Here is a 17,697-nt window from a genome sequence, read left to right on the forward strand (position 1 = left end):
CTCCTAAAGGAAAAAATAGCGTTGTAAGTCTACTTAATACTTACTTTTGCACCAGCCTCTTCAAGCTGCTTTTTAGCATCTTCAGCTACATCTTTAGTTACCGCTTCTTTAACGGGCTTTGGTGTAGATTCTACTAAGTCCTTCGCTTCTTTCAAGCCCAAACCTGTCAAAGACCGAACTACTTTTAGTACAGAAATCTTCTTATCGGCAGGAACTTCATCTAAAATTGCATCAAATTCAGTTTGTTCCTCAACGGCTTCAGCAGGAGCCGCAGCGCCGGGTGCTGCCATCATCATGCCGCCTACGGGTGCGGCAGCACTTACACCAAATGCTTCTTCAATTTGCTTGACTAGCTCTGAAGCTTCTAGCAAAGTTAGGGTTTTTAGTTGGTCGAGAATTTGATCGGTTGTAGCAGACATTGATTAACTCCAATAAAATTGTAATTGTTTCAAACTATTCGCGGTTTAGGCGGCAACGTCGGTTTCGGCGTTGTCACTACCACCACCACCATCTTTTTCAGACACAGCCTTGAGACTGCGACCAAGGGAAGCTGGAACTTCATTAATGCTGACTGCCAAGCCTCTGGCTACACCATTGATAGCGCCAGCAATTTGAGCAATAAGCTGTTCTTTCGATGGCAAATCACCGATGGCTTTTACGTCTGCTTCTTTGAGCAAACGACCTTCCATTACGCCGCCACGTAGTTCAGTTTTTTTGCTGACTTTTTGAAATTCCTGGTAAGCTTTGATGGCTCCAGAAACATCATCTTTTACTAGCAAAAAAGCTGAAGGACCTTTGAGTAATTCGGTCATTGGCTGCCAGTTTTCCTGACCGTCAATGGCGATTCCCATCAAGGTATTTTTAGATATCTTGCACACCGTACCTGTAGGACGCAAGCGCCGCCGCAAGTCGGTAATTTCACCAACTGTTAGCCCTTGATAATCAATGGCAAGAATTAGTTGCGCTTCGTCCAAAGTTGCTTTAATTTCTGCAACCATTGCTTGTTTATCTTTTAGCGTTCTGCCCATATTTATGTCACCTCCTTAAATAAAACATTGCTGCCCCTTAGAAAATCAAAAACCCGACAGAATCTGCCGGGTAACGAAGTTATATAGCTCGTGCCATGCTAAAAAATAGCGATCGCACCTTGCAAATATAAACCTCGGCAGGATATTAAGCGTATTCGCTCCTGCGGTCTTCGGCTTTTAGCTATGAAGTTTTTGTTTTCTTATCGACTTATGGTTAAACTCCGTCTGTTTTCATGTCGCGCAGGGCATTGATATCAACTTGAATTGATGGACCCATTGTTGATGATACATACATTGTCCGCCAGTAGCGCCCTTTGGCTCCGGATGGACGGTTGCGCTCAATGGTTTCTTGCAACGCTTTCAAGTTTACGAGCAAGTCTTCGGGGGGAAAAGCTGCCTTGCCAAACATAACATGAACTATACCTGTACGGTCGGCACGAAATTCTAGTTTTCCAGCTTTAAATTCAGCGATCGCGCCTGCTATATCGTTTGTTACCGTACCACCTTTTGGCGATGGCATCAAACCGCGCGGTCCGAGTACCCGTCCTAGTTTTGCCACTTGAGGCATCACGTCGGGAGTAGCAATCAACAGGTCAAAATCCATCATTCCTTTTTGGATTTCGTCGATTAATTCTTCCGAACCTACTAAGTCAGCCCCGGCGGTTTTTGCTTCAGCGACTTTTTCGCCTCTAGTAATTACCGCAACTCTAATAGTTTGCCCCGTACCTTTGGGCAAGGCTACGGTAGTTCGTAGTTGCTGGTCGGTGTATTTGGGGTCAATTCCCAACCGAATATGAGCTTCGGCAGCTTCAGAAAACTTGGCTGTAGCGGTTTCTTTCAATAGCTGCAGAGCTTCTAGAGGCTCGTAAGCTTTGTCTTCAACTTTTTTGTGCAGTTCTTGCAGTCGGCGTGATAGTTTTTTGGTCATTTTTCTCCTGGGGTCAATTGCGAAGCTTTGCCTCTCCCCCGATAAAATATTTTAGTGTCTAGTCTATTCTATTCAGCGATCGCAACTCCCATGTTTTTCGCTGTTCCCGCGACAATTTTCATTGCTGCGTCAATGTCGTTGGCATTGAGGTCGGGTAACTTTGTTTGGGCAATTTCTTGCAATTGGGCTTTCGTAATCGAGCCAACGCGCTTTTTATTTGGCTCGTTTGAGCCTTTTTCGACCCCCGCCGCTTTGCGAATCAACACCGATGCTGGGGGAGTTTTGAGGATAAAGGTAAAACTCCGGTCTTCAAATACCGATATTTCTACAGGTATTACTGTTCCCGCTTGGTCGGCTGTTTTGGCGTTATATTCTTTGCAGAACATCATAATATTTACGCCGTGTTGACCCAAAGCCGGACCTACTGGTGGTGCGGGGTTGGCTTTCCCAGCGTTTAACGCCAGCTTGATAATTGCTACTATTTTTTTAGCCATCGGTTTGTCTTAGCCTTGTTTTTCGACTTGATTAAATTCCAACTCTACGGGCGTATCGCGTCCAAAGATCGATAATAGCGCCTTTAGCTTGCTTCTTTCGGGACTTACTTCTATAACTTCGCCTTCAAAGTCTTTGAATGGTCCTGACAGCACAATAATTTTATCTCCCGCCCCAATGTCAATTTTGACTACTGGCTCTTGTTCGCTGGTTTGCTTGAAGATGCGTTCGACTTCGGCACTGCTTAAGGGCAAGGGTTTGACGTGACCGCGACCTCTACCTGTACCCCTTCTTTGCTCGGCTCCCACAAAGTTAATTACATGGGACGTATTTTTTATTACCTGCCATGCTTGGTCGTAGATTTTCCATTCCCCAGTTTCCGAATCATGCCAGCGTTGCAACTTGATTAGCACATAGCCAGGAAATACTTTTTCTTTGCTATCTAGCCTGCTGCCGTCTTTGCGGATTTTGATCGCTTGGGTTTGAGGAATCTCAATTTGAACAATTTTATCAGCGACATCTAATGTTTGGGCGCGTTGTTCCAAGTCAGCTTTTACCTTCTTTTCACAGCCAGAAGCAACTTGCACAGCGTACCAACGCGCCGATGACGACGTTGTTGAAACTGAATTTTCGTCGTTTCTGTCCTCTTGGCGCTCTAAATTAGGTTCATCTGTTGCGTAGTTCATTAAAATACCTGTGTTGCTGCCCAAGAAAATAAGCCGTCTACAAGATAAATTATCCCTGCCGATAAAATGACCATTAATAAAACTGCGACCGATTCGCTAACTAATTGTTGACGACTTGGCCACACTACTTTATCTAGTTCTTCTTTTGTGCCTTGAAAAAATTTTGTAGGGCTAAATCCTCTACTTGGTTGAATCTCAGCTTCGTTTTTTTTATTCACGGGTAGCTTTTTGCTCCTCGAAACTTTACATCTATAGCAGCTAATTATATTATTTACTGCCCTTGGTCTGCAAAAGCTCCGTTGGACGATTTCCCCCACACAAGAATTCTACCCGACTGCTATTGCTTTGCGACTTCTCGGTAACAATGCTTTCGGGCAGAATTTGCTTTAGCGCGCCCTGGAGGACTTGAACCCCCGACATCAGGTTTTGGAGACCTGCGTTCTACCAACTGAACTAAGAGCGCACAATGGGTTAAACGATCGCAGCAATGTGCCTGCAATCATCCAGATTTATCACTATATCACATTGTTGCCAAAAGTAGTAGACGTTGCCAGCAACGTCTTTAACTAGCCCTACTTACAAAGCGCGATCGAACCTTTGTTTGATTCGGGTTGCTTTACCAACGCGATCGCGTAAATAATAAAGCTTGGCACGGCGAACTTTACCCCGGCGCAAAACTTTGATGCTTTCAATGCGGGGTGAATGTAATAAAAATACTCTTTCTACACCTATACCCTGAAATATTTTCCGCACAGTAATGGTTTCATTGATGCCACCATTACGCATCGCAATTACTACGCCTTCATAAGGCTGAGTGCGTTCTTTGCCGCCTTCTTGAATTACTACACCTACCCGCACAGTGTCGCCTACATAAATATCGGGTAAGTTCGACTTTAACTGCTCCGCTTCAATTGAGCGGATGATCTCTTGAGCATTCATGGTCAATTTAAAAAACTCACAAACATCAATTGTAAATCTATAAATGCAATTGAGTATAGTAAATCGGCACAATTGTATTTTATATGGATAAGTAAAAAGCTTGCGATCGCGCTGACTTGTCTGTCTAAAAGCTTATTTCGCCAACTAGATGACTTTAATAAAATAATTGGTATATTAAGATTATCAACAAAGACTTGCCTAAAGTCGCAGTCTTTAGCTTAGGAAGGATCGATAATTGTGACAGCAGTACAACTTGCTCAAACCAAAGCAGACTCTTTACTAATTGCGGAATTTTTCCAAGCATCAGAAGGCAAGTGGCGCTCGGAGCGGCGTTACTATACTTTGCCTGAAGGAGAGACAAAAGAGATGGTAAGTCTCATTGAGATTAAATTTTTAACTCAAGGATGCGAAGAGTTGCAAAAGTTGGCACAATTGCATCAATTAAGCGATTCAGAAATTTTGACTTGTGGGGCGCAAGTTAGCTGGAATAATACAGACTCAGTATCGGGAAAGAAGCAGTCTAAAGGTTCTACACTTTTTGGCGTGCTAGGAAACACGTTGTATCGCGATCGCGGTTTTGCGACACCCAAGCCTGTAAAAGCTGACTACTACTTTGTCAACGACCAAACTATGTGTTTGCGAACCGAGTACAACGGTTCGGTCTTTGAGGAAGAATTAAAGCTTGTAGGTAGCAACTATCGAACTAGACAAACAATTATTTCTCGCGCTGGGGAGCAGCAACTGATCGGTCAGTATTTAGAAAAACGTATTCGGTAAAAATTTCTAGCAGCCAGAAAGAGCGCACGTTTGGGTACGTTCCTTGAAGATAGTTAATAATGGCTGCCAGATTTACGATGATGGACGGCAGTAAGGGTGTCTGATTGCAACAACTTACCATTAGTTGCGATCGCATAAACTATCCAGTGATCCCCAGCTTCCATGCGATCGCTGACTGAGCATTCAACATACGCCAAAGCATCGCTGAGTACCGGAGAACCGTTAGTTGCCGTCTCAGTCTCAATCCCCACAAATCTATCTTCCCCTGGCGTAAAAGGCTTGAGAAAATGCTTCATCAAACCTAAATGTTTACCCTCCGCTAAGATATTCAGGACAAAATTTTTCCCTGGATACATTAGCGATTCTACGGCTCGGTCTTTAGCTACGGCGACGGTTAAGCCTGGAGGATTGAAAGTTGCTTGTGACACCCAGGAAGCCAACATTGCACTAGCTACTTCGTCTTGCTGGGAAGTTACTATACATAAAGAACCTACTAAATGACCCACAGCTTGCTCGACATTAGTAGCTGGGAGTCTAGGGGAGCGGACTTTTTTCGCTTTTTTCAGTGCTTGAGCAAAGTCTGTACCCGCTTCTTCGCAAAGCTTGAGCGTAACATCGGTAGGTTTAAATTTGACGCGCAATGTCTCAAAGCCAAAGCGGTAGCCAGCATTGCGGAGTTTGCTTTCTAGTAAATCAATTGCTTCGCCACTCCAGCCAAAAGAACCAAATACTCCAGCTAACTTACTGTTAGTAGCAGTGGATAGCACAATACCCAAAGCAGTTTGAACTGGTGTAGGCACGTGACCGCCAAGAGTAGGGGAACCGATAATAAATCCGGCTGCTTTTTCTACCGCTGCTTGAATTTCAGCAGGTTCTGCCACTTCGCAGTTGATTGATTCTACACCAACGCCAGCTTTAGTAATACCACGGGCGATCGCTTGGGCTAAGGTGGCGGTGTTGCCATAAGCGGAGGCATATAGCAGAGCTACTTTGATACCTTGAGTATTCTGGTATCGGCTCCAAGTCCGATAAGCTTGGGTTAGTTCTAATAACGCATAGCGTACCAATGGACCGTGACCTGTGGCGTAAAGTCTTACAGGGAAGGATGCTAACTTATCTAAGACTGTCTCCACTTGACGGGCATTAGGAGCCATCAGACACTCGTAGTAATAACGCCTGTCTTCGTTAAATATTTCCCACCCTTCGTCAAAGACTTGATCGCTGCAGATATGAGCGCCAAATAACTTATCTGTGTAAAGTATTTCAGTTTGCGGGTCGTAGGTACAAAGCTCGTCGGGAAAACGGGGGGTTGGGGTGGGGATAAACTGGAGATTATGACCTTTGCCTAAGTCTAAAGTTTCTTCTCCCTTAATCACCAGAATGTTTAAATCCATACCTGGTAATGCAGTACGGAGATTGATTGCACCAGGGTTTGAAGTTACAAAAGTTATTTGCGGTGCTACTTTGAGTAGGGCTTTGAGGGTAACGGCGCGGTTGGGATTGACATGACCCAAAATGACATAATCTAGTAGTTCTACGTCAAAACGTTGGTGTAAAGCCGCTAAATATATTTCTGTAAATGTCTCGCCGGGGGGATCGAATAGCGCCAGCTTATCACCGCGAATTAAGTAAGAATTGGCGGTTGTACCCCTTGCTAAAGCATACTCAATTTCAAATCGCAACTGAGTCCAACTACGCGATCGCAATACCGTTGTATCTGCGGCAATTGGCAATACTTGGACATCTCGTTTTTTAATATTTGGCATAGATTTAGGTAGTTAGTAATTTATTAATGTCTCTAGCCATGAGCTAAGACTCTGGGTGTTTGGAATTAGCAAGCTCGAATGTTTGTGACTTAGTTTTATGCAGGCGACGTTCGGGATCGATGCCGTTGAAGGTAGGCGGTATCCAAACTCGGACTATCAGTAGTGCGCCCATAACTAGCAAAAAAGCACAGGTTGACAAAATCTGGCTCCAAGGTGTTTCTAATACACCCCTGACAATTACTTCTCGCAAGGCAGAAACAATCGAGACTTCTACAGCTACCCCAATTGATACTCTTTGTTCTTGCAAGTAGATAATTAATAGGCGGAATAACTCAACCAAAATTAAAAGAAACAATATGTCTGAGGTTACAGCTTTGAAGTTTAAAGGCGGCAACAACGAGATAAACATTGCTCGTAGCTGGATAACCATGACACTGAATAGACCGATGCAGAGGGAGACTACAATCAAGTCTTGGATGGTTTCAAGAGCGCGGACAATCCGACTTTTATTGAACCAGCTATACCAGTTGCTTGACGGGCTGTTGTATGAGTCTTGCATTTATTGAGCTACTCCACCTTAACTTGATGGCTTCCAGTCTACTTTAATTAACCTTATAGCTCAAGCTCCTAAGTATTTGAAATACTAATAGTTGCCTTTGTAAAACTGTCTGTAAATATTAGCCAAACATGGGGGTAAACACGCAGCTTTACCCCCACTGATATTAAAAAACAAGCAAACAATCGCAATTAGTAGTAGTTTGCGACTTTACGATGATGGACGGCAGTAAGAGCTTCGGGCTTTGATACTCTACCCGCATCAACAGTGCTATAAACTATCCAATGATCGCTCGTTTCCATGCGGGTAGTAACAGCGCATTCTAGGTAAGCCAGCGCATCGGTCAATATTGGCGAACCATTTTCTGCTGTCTGGGTTTTGATGCCAGCAAAGCGGTCAGCACCAGGGGAGAAACGCTTGAGAAAGTGTTTCATCAAATGCAAGTGGTTTCCTTCTTCTAATACATTGAGAACAAAGCGATCCCCTACTTGCATTAACGATTCAATCGCCCGGTCTTTGGCAACGGCAATTGTTAACCCTAGGGGTGTAAAACTTGCTTGAGATACCCACGAGGCAAGCATGGCGCTAGTGACATCGCCTTTTTGGGCTGTAATGATGTAAAGCCCGCTACTAATGCGTCCTAGGGCTTTTTCGAGGTTGCTGTCTATGGCTTTGAGTTCTTTGATACTGCGATCGCGTGTCAGCCATTGTCCTAAGTCTGTACCTGCTTCCTCACACAGTTTGTAAGTATTTTCTGTCGGCGAGTCTTTAATTTTAATTGCCGGGAATACGGCGTTTAAACCCAAGTCTCTAAACTTACTCAACAAGGGATCTATGGGTTCGTCATCCCCGCCTCCAGACTCGTACAAGCCAATAGCTTGCTTGCCGTTTGCGGCTGCTAAAACTGTACTCAGGGCAGTTTTGACGTTAGAATTTGCCGAAGTTGGCGGCATAGAAATTACAATTCCGGCGCTGCGACTGACGAGTTCTTGAATTTCCTGCATATCGCTTGCTCGCAGATCTACCATTTCGACGGCGACTCCGGTTTTGGTAATCCCGCTAGCGATTGATTGAGAAAGGCGATCGCTATATCCATAATCGGATACATAGAAAATAGAGACCGTTGTTTCTGCTTTAGCTTTAGTTTGGCTCCAATTGCGGTAACGGGCAGTTAATTCCTCAACGTTATGCTGTAATAATGGACCGTGACCTGTAGCGATAGTTGCTACCTTGCCGAGTTCGTCCATCCGCTTCATCGCTGATAGCACCGAACGAGCATTGGGAGCCATTAAACAATCATAGTAAAAGCGAAAATCTGCTTCTATCGCTCCTAAGTCTTCATCAAAGGTATATTCGTCGCAGTAGTGCAACCCAAAAGCATCGCAAGTGTAGAGAATTTGGGTTTGGCGATCGTAGGTGAACATGGTATCTGGCCAATGCAAGTTTGGCGCGCTGACAAATTCTAGTTCGTGTCCGTTACCCAAGTCTAAAACTTCACCATTTTTGACAATTTGCTTTTTAAATGGCTGGTGTACCATGTCTTCTAGAAACTGCAAGGCAACTTTTGAGCCTACTACCGTAGCTTCTGGGTTTAATTGCAAAATGTCTTTGACAAGTCCGCTATGATCTGGCTCGGTATGACTGATGACTATATAATCAATTTCTGTAGGATTGATTAGCCCAGTCAGCGTGTCTAAATACAACTTGCGGAATTTTTCGTGACTTGTATCGACTAAAGCCGTTTTTTGACCGCGAATGATAAAAGAATTGTATGTAGTGCCGTTTTGCAGTCCAAATTCGATGTCAAAGCGATCGCGATCCCAATCTAAGGAGCGAATCGCTGTTGTGTTAGATGCAATTTCGGCAGTTTGCGTAGTTAACCGTTTTTGGTCTTTATCGGTGAGCGCTACCATCGGTCATCTCCTTAGCAACTATATTCATTCTCTCACGAGTGCCAAGTAAAGTTTTATTAAAAAAACTATGGTTGAGTTTAAAAATATCAATCTTAAAGTGCTACCCCAAAAAGGAGCGTCAAAAACTCTGACTTTTTGCTGATAAAAAAGAGATGTAGACAAATAGAAGTTGCTTTGATTGCTTCTAACTCAATAATAGACAGTTTCAGCTAGTAATTAATTTGGTATATAGATGCCAGAATTTGGATTGTTTGGTCATCATAGAGTCAAGCCCCAACTTTTTATCGTGTTAAAATCAGGTTATTCCTCATAATACCGCCGGATTTACCGGAGATTGAACAGCCGATTGGGGTGTTTTAAATTCTATTGGTGCGACGATCAACGGTGTAGTCTTAAAATCCCCCTTAATATCAAGTGCAATGGTAAAGTCCTCTATTTCTACTCCTACTGCGTCGCGTAAGCCTTCTAAAGTTGAAGGTTTGAAAGAACGCAGCAATTTCTTGCGCGAACCAGTTGCTACCGAACTCCAGCAAGATACAACGCATTTTTCTGAAGACGCAGTACAGATTCTCAAGTTTCACGGCTCTTATCAGCAAGATAACCGCGATAATCGCGTTAAAAAACAAGAGAAAGATTACCAGTTCATGCTGAGAACTAGAAACCCCGCAGGTTTTGTTCCTCCCGAACTGTATTTGACTCTAGATAGGTTAGCTGAGGAATACGGCAATCAAACCCTTAGAGTTACAACTAGACAAGGCTTTCAGATGCACGGGATTTTGAAGAAAAATCTCAAAAGTGCGATCGCAGCTATTATAAAAAGCATGGGTTCGACGTTGGGTGCGTGTGGCGATGTCAACCGCAACGTTATGGCTCCTCCTGCTCCCTTTAAAAATCAACCAGCCTATCAGTACGCTTGGGAATACGCGGATAATATCGCTCAGTTACTCACGCCGCAAACTGGAGCATATTACGAAATTTGGCTCGATGGCGAAAAGGCAGTCAGCGCCGAAGAAAACCCCGATGTCGTCGCCGCCCGTCAGCGCAATGGTACAGGGACAATTATTCACGATAACCCCGAACCAATTTACGGTACGCATTATATGCCCCGCAAGTTTAAGTGTTCGGTGACTGTACCAGGGGATAATTCCATCGATTTGTATTCTCAAGACTTGAGCTTGGTAGTGATGACTAACGACAAGCAAGAGTTATTAGGATTTAATGTCTTTGCTGGTGGTGGATTGGGAAGAACCCACAACAAAGAAGAAACCTTTGCCCGGATGGCGGATGAGATTTGTTATGTAGCTAAAGAAGACGTTTACGAGCTAATTAAGGCAATTGTTGCTACTCAAAGAGATTATAGCGATCGCACTGACCGCCGTCACGCCCGTTTGAAGTACCTAATTAACGATTGGGGTGTTGAAAAATTCCGTACTCAAGTAGAAGAATATTTTGGTAAAAAACTCGCTCCCTTCCAAGCTTTGCCAGAATTTAAGTATGAAGACTACCTAGGCTGGCAAGAACAGGGAGACGGGAAGCTATTTGTGGGGATATCGGTAGAAAATGGACGAGTAAAAGATGAAGGCTCTTTCCAATTGCGGACGGCATTACGCGAAATTGTCCAGCAATTTAACTTACCAATTCGCCTTACCGCTCACCATAATATAATTTTCTACGACATTGAGCCGAGTCAAAAGCAGGCGATTCAAGAAATTTTGACCCGCTATGGCGTACAAACCGATCCAGAAGCTATTAATGCTCTAGTACGCTACTCTATGGCTTGCCCAGCAATGCCTACGTGTGGGTTAGCAATTACTGAATCCGAGCGTGTTATGCCCAGCGTTCTCAAGCGAATTGAAACGCTACTTGAACAAGTAGGTTTAGAAAACGAGCATTTTACCGTCAGAATGACTGGTTGTCCTAATGGTTGCGCTCGTCCCTATTTGGCAGAATTGGGCTTTGTTGGCAGTGCAACCGAATCTTACCAAGTTTGGTTAGGTGGTTCGCCAAGTCAAACGCGGCTGGCAGTTCCCTATATGGAGCGGATGCACATCAACGATTTGGAAACCCAGTTGAAGCCAATTTTTGCTTACTTTAAGCAAGAAAAGCAAGCAGGGGAAAGCTTTGGTTGTTTTTGCGATCGCGTCGGCTTTGACTCAATTCGCGAATTTGCCGCAAATTACGAAGCCGAAAATGTTGCGGAAGCCTACTCCACTGACGATAGCGATGGTTTAATAGAAGCAATGGCAGATTCTGCTTTAGTAGAAGGTTCCAACGGGCAAGTTGTCGCAATTGGCAATACGACTATTGCCACCAATAAATTGCGCCGTCGAATTAGTCTCAGCGATGACATTTACCTCCAGCTAAAAGCTGCTGCTACAAGCGAAGGTAAATCGATGACTCAACTTGCCAACGCCGCGATTGAAGCTTATTTAAAAGCTGATTAATGGCACAACTGCAAAGACTCGCGATCGCAACTTCTCAATTGCAAGATCGGCAAATTTTGCTGACTAAAGAACAACTGCACTATCTATGCCGCGTTTTGCGGCTGGGAAAGGGCGAGTCTTTTATCGCTATGGATGGTAAGGGTAATTGGTGGCTGGCGGTGCTAGAAGCTGGGGAAGCGCAAATAATAGAGCGTCTAGAAGTCAAAAACGAGTTACCCGTAGCGATTACCTTAATTGCCGCTTTACCCAAAGGCAATGGCTTTGATGAAGTAGTCCGATGCTGTACGGAACTTGGAGTAACAACAATTATGCCTGTAATAAGCGATCGCACTATTCTTAATCCTAGTCCCCAAAAACTAGAGCGATGGCGGCGCATTGCCTCGGAAGCGGCAGAACAATCGGAACGGGCAATTATCCCTACTATTTTGGAGCCTGTGGCTTTTAGTTCGGCACTTACCACTATTAGCGCTAATTATCGTTATCTATGTGTAGCGCGGGGCGATAATCCGCATTTAAAGGATGCCCTTAAGTTTGGATCGGGAATAGAAATTGCGATCGCCATTGGCTCCGAAGGAGGATGGACAAGCGCAGAAATTGACAAGGCGATTGCTTCGGAGTTTCAAAGCGTTTCTTTGGGCAGGCGGATTTTGAGAGCGGTTACTGCGCCAATAGTTGCTTTATCTATTGTTGCGGCAGCTTTTGAAATTTAAAGGTTATTTAAACTGAAACTAATTTGCCATCTTGAGCAATTAAACTGAGGTTTTAATTTCATCTCTTTATTACTATGCTTGATGATGTTATTGCCGCTTTTGAACGCCAAGACTACCAAGCCGCCACCCAATTTTTGCAGCCCTTGTTGCAAACATCACCCGAAAACCCTTGGGTACAATTTTACGCGGGAAGACTGTACGAAGTGTTGGGCGAACTAGAATCTGCCCAAACCGTTTATCAGAGTCTCCTAAAAAGCGCTGTCAATACAAAGCTCCTAGCTCAAACACGTCAAGGGCTACAGCGCATAGAAATTTTAGTTCAAGAACTTAAGCAACGCGGAATTGCTCAAGCTAATACAGAGCCTCAATTAGGCGTATTAGTTTTAGAACCTATAGCTAGTGAAAGCAAAACTGTAGCTGCTCAAAACTTTGCTCAAATTATGGAAATAGAACCCTATGCTGCACGGCTACAATTGCCTAGTCGTGGCTGGCGGTTTTATAAGAGTGGGGCGATTGGGGAATTAAAATTTTTAGGTCAGCAATTGTGCGCTGCGGGTATTCCCTGCTTTTGGGCAACTCTAGCTGAAATCAACCAAATTCGCGTTTTTCAAGTTAGCTATATCCAGTATGCTGAACCTCAAGCTACCGTAATTTGCCAAAACGAACAAGGTCAAATGGGTGCTATGAATTTCGACTGGTCAGAAATAAGCGATCGCATTTTAGGACTATTGCCGATTTTTGAGCAAGTAGTAGATCGAAATGTACGGGGTAAACTTGAACGCAAAACCAAAACTCAAGACTACGCCCACTTTTGCGATTTACTTCTTCCGAGCAGGGGTTGCATTTTGCGTTTGCATGATAATAGCTACCAATACCAAAAAGGCGTTACTATCGATCCCAAAAGCGATCGCCCAACTATCAGAATTAGCTGGAATAGCCTGCTTGATTTCCTCGCCTTCCACCTACCATCTACACCAATTTGGTCTGATTTTTCTGCTTTTGCAGATACTATAATCGACCAAGACGAACTTTTAAAGCTTATTCCTGCTCATATTCATCTTTTGCGCCGCACTCCATCTACTTGGGATTCGGCTTTTGCGTTGTACAGTGCCTTGGTCTTGATTAAAGCTGCGAATAAAATGGAGGAAGGAAGATAGAAGATTTATCTTTCCTTCTCTATTTTCTAATTAACCTTTCGCTGGGCTTTTTACTTGATTTGCCATATCAAGGAAATTGCTCATATTTGCCCCAGGACGACGACGGCTACTTGAACTTGTCGCGGGGTTAAGATACTTAGGCGCAAAAGTCGTTTCAGTTTTGTTTTGTCCGTTGCTGCTTGCCGCTACAGGTTTGCTAGGTTTGCTAGGTTCTGCTTTTAACCCTTCCGCCGTTTGCACTAATTCGACTTTACTTTTTTTGGCAGCAACAGGTTCGGCAGTTTTTGCTGCTACTTTTGGCGCAGCTTCTAATGTTTTAGCTTTTTCTGCTGTTTGTTTTGCTGCGGCAATAGGTTCAGATGTTTTAACTTTTTCTGCTGTTTGTTTTGCTGCGGCAACAGGCTCGGATGTTTTTATCGTATCTGCTACTTGTTTTGCTGCTTCAACTGTAGCGTTTTTAGTTTTTTCCATAGCTTGTTTTACGGCGGCAACAGGTTCATTTAAAAACTTATTATCTTCTGATTCATCAAGCTCCATGAAATAGCCGCTACGTTTTTTGGGCTTGGCAGAAGCTGGCGATATTTGCTTATCAGCTTGAGCTTTTTTGCCAGCAAACAATCCAACAAAAAATGATAAAACTCCAGTCAATAATTTTTTCAAACTACCAATCATTATAATTTCTCCTAATTTTTAAGTAATGAATTAAAGTTACAAAGAAATATTCTTTTTGTACAGAATCTATCTGTCTTTCTGACCTCTTAATCTGTTACATCTACGAGGGTTAAAAACAATTTGCTTCTCGCTATTAGTAACTTTTATTCATTATCCAATGCTTTTCAGTCAACTACAATTTATACTCATTTAGCATTAATTATGATTTTTTGTGGTCACTTGTTGCAAGATTTTTAGACAATTCTTAATAAAACTTATATAAAGGTGCTTCTAAGCATTAATACTCAACGAGCTAAATTAACTAAATAGATGATTAGTTAATAAATAGTTACATATATTTAAAATAGTTTAAGAAAGAGAAGTTGCTCTAATTTAAAGCTGAAATATACCTTAGCCCAATACCTCAATCAAAGCCTCTAGCTCAAGTAGGAATATGATAAGTTCGAGAACTCGCAAATCCGTATTATTAGTGCATGGATTGAATGACACGAGGGCAATTTTTCAAACCATGGCTCCAAGTTTAATAAAGCTTGGGTGGTCGGTATACGATCTCAATTTACTGCCAAGTAACGGTGAATTGCCCCTTGACAAATTAGCACACCAGGTTGCTGATTATGTAAACGCAACCTTTGCCCCAGAACAGAAGCTAAGTGTAATTGGCTTTAGTATGGGCGGAATTGTCAGCCGCTATTACATTCAAAGGTTAGGTGGAATAAAGCGAGTAAACAGCTTTATTACCATCGCATCTCCCCATCAAGGAACTTGGGCAGCTCAGTTTTTCCAGAGTCCTGGTTGCGTGCAAATGCGACCTAATAGTGCGTTTTTGCAAGATTTAGAGCGAGATGTAGAGATGCTAGATCAATTGAATCTTACATCGATTTGGACACCTTACGATTTAATAATTGTGCCAGCAAATAGTTCCGAGCTACCTGTAGGCAAAAATATTCAGTTGCCAGTACTGCGTCATGATTGGATGGTGACAGACGCAAGATGCTTGAAGGTAGTCGCCGAAGCTTTAGAGGATAGTTAGCGATCGCCAATTTGAGCATAATCATGGCTACCAAAAATTGCCGCAGGGTAGCGGTAGTATTTAAACTCCAGCAAATTGTAAAAAGGATCTTCTAAAAAGAAGGTACGATGCTCTAGAGGTGAATCGCTAAAGCGATGCTTGGGTTCTTCGCGAAAAAGTAGTGCTGAATCGCGCGACTTTTCTAGTAAGTTTTCCCAGTCTTGTTCTGAGGTAAAAACTAAGCCGAAGTGTCTGGGATAAATAGCCTTTTGGGGTGTAAGGATATCTTTAGTTACATGAGCCACCAATTGATGACCGTGTAAATTAAGAATGAGAGCGTGATGATTTTCTCGCCCAGGAATGCAACCCAAACCACCTACATAAAAAGCTTTTGTTTGGGCAATATCGGTGACGGGAAAGGCAAGATGAAATAAAGTTTGACTCACGGCTAAAAATTTACAGGCTGGTAAATAATGCTATCTCCAATTTATGCGCTAAATCCTTGGATAATTGCTGTGGTATTGAACACAGTTTTACTCAGCATTGCTTTAATTGCTCCCAAAAAACTTTTGACAAACGCCGGGTTATTTCAGGCTTGGATTTTAGGCGTACTGATTTGGGGTAGTTTGGGTTGGCAAGGATATATAGTTGTTTTATTTTACTTTTTAGTAGGTTCGGGCGTTACTCGTATTGGTTTGGCCCAAAAAGAAGCTGAGGGAATTGCCGAAAAGCGATCGGGGGCGAGAGGACCTGAAAACGTCTGGGGTTCGGCGCTAACGGCGGCTATATGTGCGGTGGGGGTAGTTGTGGGCATAAAATCAATTACACCATTATTGCTACTCGGTTATGTAGCAAGCTTTAGCACCAAGCTATCGGATACTTGCGCTAGTGAAGTAGGCAAAGCTTACGGAAAGCGCACTTATTTAATAACTACCCTGCAAGCTGTACCCAGAGGAACCGAGGGAGCAGTTAGTTTAGAAGGGACAATAGCTGGAATAGTTGGATCGATTGCGATCGCGATTATTGGTTGGGGAGTAGGTTTAATTGACATATCAGGGCTAATTTTCTGTGTAATAGCCGCCTTTATCGCCACTAATATAGAAAGCGTGATTGGCGCAACTTTGCAAGCCAAGGTAGATTGGCTAACCAATGAAGTAGTCAATATTTTTAATACCTTAATTGGGGCTTCGGCGGCGGTGCTATTAGCTTTGACTTGGCAGCAGCTAAATTAATCAACTATAAATGAAAATACAGCACATACAAACCAACTTAAGGAACTACTCAAAAGTGCGATCGCTTTGGGTAGTGCTTATTAGCTCAAAAACTCTTGCCTGAAAACATCTGTTGAGGCAATTAAGGAGTAAAGTAGAAACGCACAACTCCCAAAAGCTCTAATGGCTATAAATCGTGATAAACCAGATCGTTGGAAAGCAGACGTAGCTAGGTCTGTGGATATGTATAATTCTTGGTTTATAGATTTCGCGCCGCAGGCATTTCGTGAAACCCGTATTAAAGTTACTAAAGTTGTGGCATCGACCTTAAAGGCTACCAACAATCTCAAAACACTACAGCCAGCAATTCTGCGACAGAATCCAGGCATACTTCCAACTCTCAGGATGTGTACCTGTCCGCCAATTGCCAGAGATAGATTGATTGGATTGGCGAGCATAGCTAAAAGCGTTGTGGATCGTATGGAAGTTGAGGGGAAATTACCTGTTCGGCTCACGAGCGATCGTCTTGATGAAGAATTGAGAAAAATCACAGATATTATTTCGAGACTTGCAGATCGAGACATTTTTCCTTGGCTAGATACGAATCAAACACCGATAGAAAGCGAAATCTACCGTGCAGCAACGATTGTTGCAGATCGTTTATGCGGTTCGTCAGCAGATCCTATTGTTCGTAATGCTCAAGAAGCGAGACAGTTAAGGGAGATCGCAGCATGGCTTGATGGACATGGTTATCGTCTATTAACTACTGCTCAAAGGGTAAGGTTTGATGAAATGCCGCCAGGAACATACAGTTTTCGGCTAAACATCCCCGTCAATTTGTTAGAAGAGGGTGGGAAGAAAGTTAATATTCCAGTTGATGTGGTCATTATGCGTAAAACCGCCCAACGTGGAGATCGTCCCTTATTGGTAGAAGCAAAATCAGCAGGAGACTTTACAAATGTCAACAAACGCAGAAATCCAGGGTAGTGCGTCAGATTATTGTGGGATAGGTCACGATATCATTCCAAGTCCATGGTCGAGAGGTTAATCCTGCTCGTTGTGCGGCAGTGGACTTGAACCGACTATGCTGCCAAATCCAATTGAAGTAACTGACCACTAACCGAGTGGTGACTTTCGTCTGTTCCCAGACTTTGCCAAACTTGTTCTGTCGTCGATGCCATCTTCCGGTGTGTTGTCGAACAATGCCATTGGTACGCACGAACATCGCTGTGTTTTGTCTTTGCCAATGTAGTGTTCAATCTCAGGCGGTAAGACACGCTCATATCCACCCCAAGCATCGCTGTTGAATCGCTTGCAGTCGGTCTTTCCCTCAGTGTTGATGACGAGTTGTTCAATCAATTCATCGGTATGTTTATCCACTCGTGCTGCCAGAATTAAACCACTCGATT

At 43.3% G+C, this 17,697-nt stretch carries 19 protein-coding genes, 1 tRNA gene, 1 pseudogene and 1 other annotated feature; of the genes and pseudogenes, 7 read left to right on the forward strand and 14 right to left on the reverse strand.

The window, feature by feature from the left end:
* Positions 1-29: 29 nt before the first annotated feature.
* The 8 genes from rplL to rplS form a co-directional block, all read right to left on the reverse strand.
* Positions 30-419 (reverse strand): 50S ribosomal protein L7/L12, encoded by a 390-nt coding sequence (rplL, locus tag AC2VE5_RS03645; protein WP_486886419.1) that lies wholly within the window; start codon positions 417-419, stop codon positions 30-32.
* Between the two features lie 45 nt (positions 420-464).
* A complete protein-coding gene (gene rplJ, locus AC2VE5_RS03650; RefSeq protein ID WP_486886420.1) occupies positions 465-1,028 on the reverse strand; it encodes a 50S ribosomal protein L10 in 564 nt (187 codons plus the stop codon).
* Between the two features lie 37 nt (positions 1,029-1,065).
* Positions 1,066-1,220, reverse strand: a sequence feature (ribosomal protein L10 leader region).
* Between the two features lie 22 nt (positions 1,221-1,242).
* On the reverse strand, positions 1,243-1,956 hold the full coding sequence (gene rplA / locus AC2VE5_RS03655) for a 50S ribosomal protein L1 (protein ID WP_486886421.1): 714 nt from the start codon (positions 1,954-1,956) through the stop codon (positions 1,243-1,245).
* 68 nt (positions 1,957-2,024) lie between these two features.
* Positions 2,025-2,450 carry a 50S ribosomal protein L11 gene (rplK, locus tag AC2VE5_RS03660; protein WP_486886422.1) on the reverse strand — a complete coding sequence of 142 codons (426 nt, stop codon included), beginning with the start codon at positions 2,448-2,450 and terminating at the stop codon, positions 2,025-2,027.
* 9 nt (positions 2,451-2,459) lie between these two features.
* Positions 2,460-3,134 (reverse strand): transcription termination/antitermination protein NusG, encoded by a 675-nt coding sequence (gene nusG, locus AC2VE5_RS03665; protein ID WP_486886423.1) that lies wholly within the window; start codon positions 3,132-3,134, stop codon positions 2,460-2,462.
* Positions 3,134-3,352 carry a preprotein translocase subunit SecE gene (gene secE / locus AC2VE5_RS03670; RefSeq protein ID WP_486886424.1) on the reverse strand — a complete coding sequence of 73 codons (219 nt, stop codon included), beginning with the start codon at positions 3,350-3,352 and terminating at the stop codon, positions 3,134-3,136. The genes nusG and secE overlap by 1 nt, the downstream gene beginning before the upstream one ends.
* Positions 3,353-3,524: 172 nt before the next feature.
* Positions 3,525-3,597, reverse strand: a tRNA-Trp gene (locus AC2VE5_RS03675).
* Between the two features lie 113 nt (positions 3,598-3,710).
* Positions 3,711-4,073, reverse strand: coding sequence for a 50S ribosomal protein L19 (gene rplS / locus AC2VE5_RS03680; RefSeq protein ID WP_486886425.1), 363 nt, complete (start codon positions 4,071-4,073; stop codon positions 3,711-3,713).
* A gap of 237 nt (positions 4,074-4,310) precedes the next feature.
* On the opposite strand from rplS, the gene AC2VE5_RS03685 reads away from it, so the two are divergent.
* A complete protein-coding gene (locus AC2VE5_RS03685) occupies positions 4,311-4,850 on the forward strand; it encodes a phycobiliprotein lyase (RefSeq protein WP_486886426.1) in 540 nt (179 codons plus the stop codon).
* A gap of 53 nt (positions 4,851-4,903) precedes the next feature.
* Here AC2VE5_RS03685 and AC2VE5_RS03690 read toward each other — a convergent pair whose 3' ends face one another.
* The 3 genes from AC2VE5_RS03690 to AC2VE5_RS03700 all read right to left on the reverse strand — a co-directional run bounded on the left by AC2VE5_RS03690 (position 4,904) and on the right by AC2VE5_RS03700 (position 9,085).
* Complete coding sequence (locus tag AC2VE5_RS03690; RefSeq protein ID WP_486886427.1) at positions 4,904-6,616, reverse strand: diflavin flavoprotein; 1,713 nt, start codon at positions 6,614-6,616, stop codon at positions 4,904-4,906.
* Positions 6,617-6,659: 43 nt separating this feature from the next.
* Positions 6,660-7,175: a phosphate-starvation-inducible PsiE family protein gene (locus tag AC2VE5_RS03695; protein WP_486886428.1), complete on the reverse strand. Its 516-nt coding sequence runs from the start codon at positions 7,173-7,175 to the stop codon at positions 6,660-6,662.
* Between the two features lie 188 nt (positions 7,176-7,363).
* Positions 7,364-9,085: a diflavin flavoprotein gene (locus tag AC2VE5_RS03700; RefSeq protein ID WP_486886429.1), complete on the reverse strand. Its 1,722-nt coding sequence runs from the start codon at positions 9,083-9,085 to the stop codon at positions 7,364-7,366.
* Positions 9,086-9,504: 419 nt separating this feature from the next.
* On the opposite strand from AC2VE5_RS03700, the gene sir reads away from it, so the two are divergent.
* The 3 genes from sir (at position 9,505) to AC2VE5_RS03715 (ending at position 13,396) form a co-directional block, all read left to right on the forward strand.
* Positions 9,505-11,529, forward strand: a complete 2,025-nt coding sequence (gene sir / locus AC2VE5_RS03705; protein ID WP_486886430.1) for a sulfite reductase, ferredoxin dependent — start codon at positions 9,505-9,507, stop codon at positions 11,527-11,529.
* Positions 11,529-12,239 carry a 16S rRNA (uracil(1498)-N(3))-methyltransferase gene (locus tag AC2VE5_RS03710; RefSeq protein ID WP_486886431.1) on the forward strand — a complete coding sequence of 237 codons (711 nt, stop codon included), beginning with the start codon at positions 11,529-11,531 and terminating at the stop codon, positions 12,237-12,239. Before sir ends, AC2VE5_RS03710 begins: the two co-directional genes overlap by 1 nt.
* 74 nt (positions 12,240-12,313) lie before the next feature.
* Positions 12,314-13,396: a tetratricopeptide repeat protein gene (locus AC2VE5_RS03715; protein ID WP_486886432.1), complete on the forward strand. Its 1,083-nt coding sequence runs from the start codon at positions 12,314-12,316 to the stop codon at positions 13,394-13,396.
* A gap of 30 nt (positions 13,397-13,426) precedes the next feature.
* Here AC2VE5_RS03715 and AC2VE5_RS03720 read toward each other — a convergent pair whose 3' ends face one another.
* Positions 13,427-14,068, reverse strand: coding sequence for a hypothetical protein (locus AC2VE5_RS03720; RefSeq protein ID WP_486886433.1), 642 nt, complete (start codon positions 14,066-14,068; stop codon positions 13,427-13,429).
* A gap of 433 nt (positions 14,069-14,501) precedes the next feature.
* On the opposite strand from AC2VE5_RS03720, the gene AC2VE5_RS03725 reads away from it, so the two are divergent.
* Complete coding sequence (locus tag AC2VE5_RS03725) at positions 14,502-15,098, forward strand: esterase/lipase family protein (RefSeq protein ID WP_486886434.1); 597 nt, start codon at positions 14,502-14,504, stop codon at positions 15,096-15,098.
* Here AC2VE5_RS03725 and AC2VE5_RS03730 read toward each other — a convergent pair.
* The gene (locus AC2VE5_RS03730) at positions 15,095-15,523 is read right to left on the reverse strand and encodes a VOC family protein (protein WP_486886435.1); all 429 of its coding nucleotides are present in this window, start codon (positions 15,521-15,523) and stop codon (positions 15,095-15,097) included. The two genes, AC2VE5_RS03725 and AC2VE5_RS03730, sit on opposite strands and share 4 nt — an antisense overlap.
* A 27-nt stretch (positions 15,524-15,550) precedes the next feature.
* On the opposite strand from AC2VE5_RS03730, the gene AC2VE5_RS03735 reads away from it, so the two are divergent.
* Positions 15,551-16,309, forward strand: coding sequence for a TIGR00297 family protein (locus tag AC2VE5_RS03735; RefSeq protein ID WP_486886436.1), 759 nt, complete (start codon positions 15,551-15,553; stop codon positions 16,307-16,309).
* A 162-nt stretch (positions 16,310-16,471) separates the two neighbouring features.
* Positions 16,472-17,275 carry a XamI family restriction endonuclease gene (locus tag AC2VE5_RS03740; RefSeq protein ID WP_486886437.1) on the forward strand — a complete coding sequence of 268 codons (804 nt, stop codon included), beginning with the start codon at positions 16,472-16,474 and terminating at the stop codon, positions 17,273-17,275.
* A 4-nt stretch (positions 17,276-17,279) separates the two neighbouring features.
* Here the strand turns inward: AC2VE5_RS03740 and AC2VE5_RS03745 are convergent.
* Positions 17,280-17,697 (reverse strand): annotated as a pseudogene (locus AC2VE5_RS03745) (IS1 family transposase); the annotation flags it as partial.

The organism is Aliterella sp. E5.1 (assembly GCF_057473825.1).

Excerpts from the sequence above, each read along its gene's own strand:
- rplL (WP_486886419.1), bottom strand. The coding sequence starts at position 419 with ATGTCTGCTACAACCGATCAAATTCTCGACCAACTAAAAACCCTAACT.
- rplJ (WP_486886420.1), bottom strand. The coding sequence starts at position 1,028 with ATGGGCAGAACGCTAAAAGATAAACAAGCAATGGTTGCAGAAATTAAA.
- rplA (WP_486886421.1), bottom strand. The coding sequence starts at position 1,956 with ATGACCAAAAAACTATCACGCCGACTGCAAGAACTGCACAAAAAAGTT.
- rplK (WP_486886422.1), bottom strand. The coding sequence starts at position 2,450 with ATGGCTAAAAAAATAGTAGCAATTATCAAGCTGGCGTTAAACGCTGGG.
- nusG (WP_486886423.1), bottom strand. The coding sequence starts at position 3,134 with ATGAACTACGCAACAGATGAACCTAATTTAGAGCGCCAAGAGGACAGA.
- rplS (WP_486886425.1), bottom strand. The coding sequence starts at position 4,073 with ATGAATGCTCAAGAGATCATCCGCTCAATTGAAGCGGAGCAGTTAAAG.
- AC2VE5_RS03690 (WP_486886427.1), bottom strand. The coding sequence starts at position 6,616 with ATGCCAAATATTAAAAAACGAGATGTCCAAGTATTGCCAATTGCCGCA.
- AC2VE5_RS03695 (WP_486886428.1), bottom strand. The coding sequence starts at position 7,175 with ATGCAAGACTCATACAACAGCCCGTCAAGCAACTGGTATAGCTGGTTC.
- AC2VE5_RS03700 (WP_486886429.1), bottom strand. The coding sequence starts at position 9,085 with ATGGTAGCGCTCACCGATAAAGACCAAAAACGGTTAACTACGCAAACT.
- sir (WP_486886430.1), top strand. The coding sequence starts at position 9,505 with ATGGTAAAGTCCTCTATTTCTACTCCTACTGCGTCGCGTAAGCCTTCT.
- AC2VE5_RS03710 (WP_486886431.1), top strand. The coding sequence starts at position 11,529 with ATGGCACAACTGCAAAGACTCGCGATCGCAACTTCTCAATTGCAAGAT.
- AC2VE5_RS03715 (WP_486886432.1), top strand. The coding sequence starts at position 12,314 with ATGCTTGATGATGTTATTGCCGCTTTTGAACGCCAAGACTACCAAGCC.
- AC2VE5_RS03720 (WP_486886433.1), bottom strand. The coding sequence starts at position 14,068 with ATGATTGGTAGTTTGAAAAAATTATTGACTGGAGTTTTATCATTTTTT.
- AC2VE5_RS03725 (WP_486886434.1), top strand. The coding sequence starts at position 14,502 with ATGATAAGTTCGAGAACTCGCAAATCCGTATTATTAGTGCATGGATTG.
- AC2VE5_RS03735 (WP_486886436.1), top strand. The coding sequence starts at position 15,551 with ATGCTATCTCCAATTTATGCGCTAAATCCTTGGATAATTGCTGTGGTA.
- AC2VE5_RS03740 (WP_486886437.1), top strand. The coding sequence starts at position 16,472 with ATGGCTATAAATCGTGATAAACCAGATCGTTGGAAAGCAGACGTAGCT.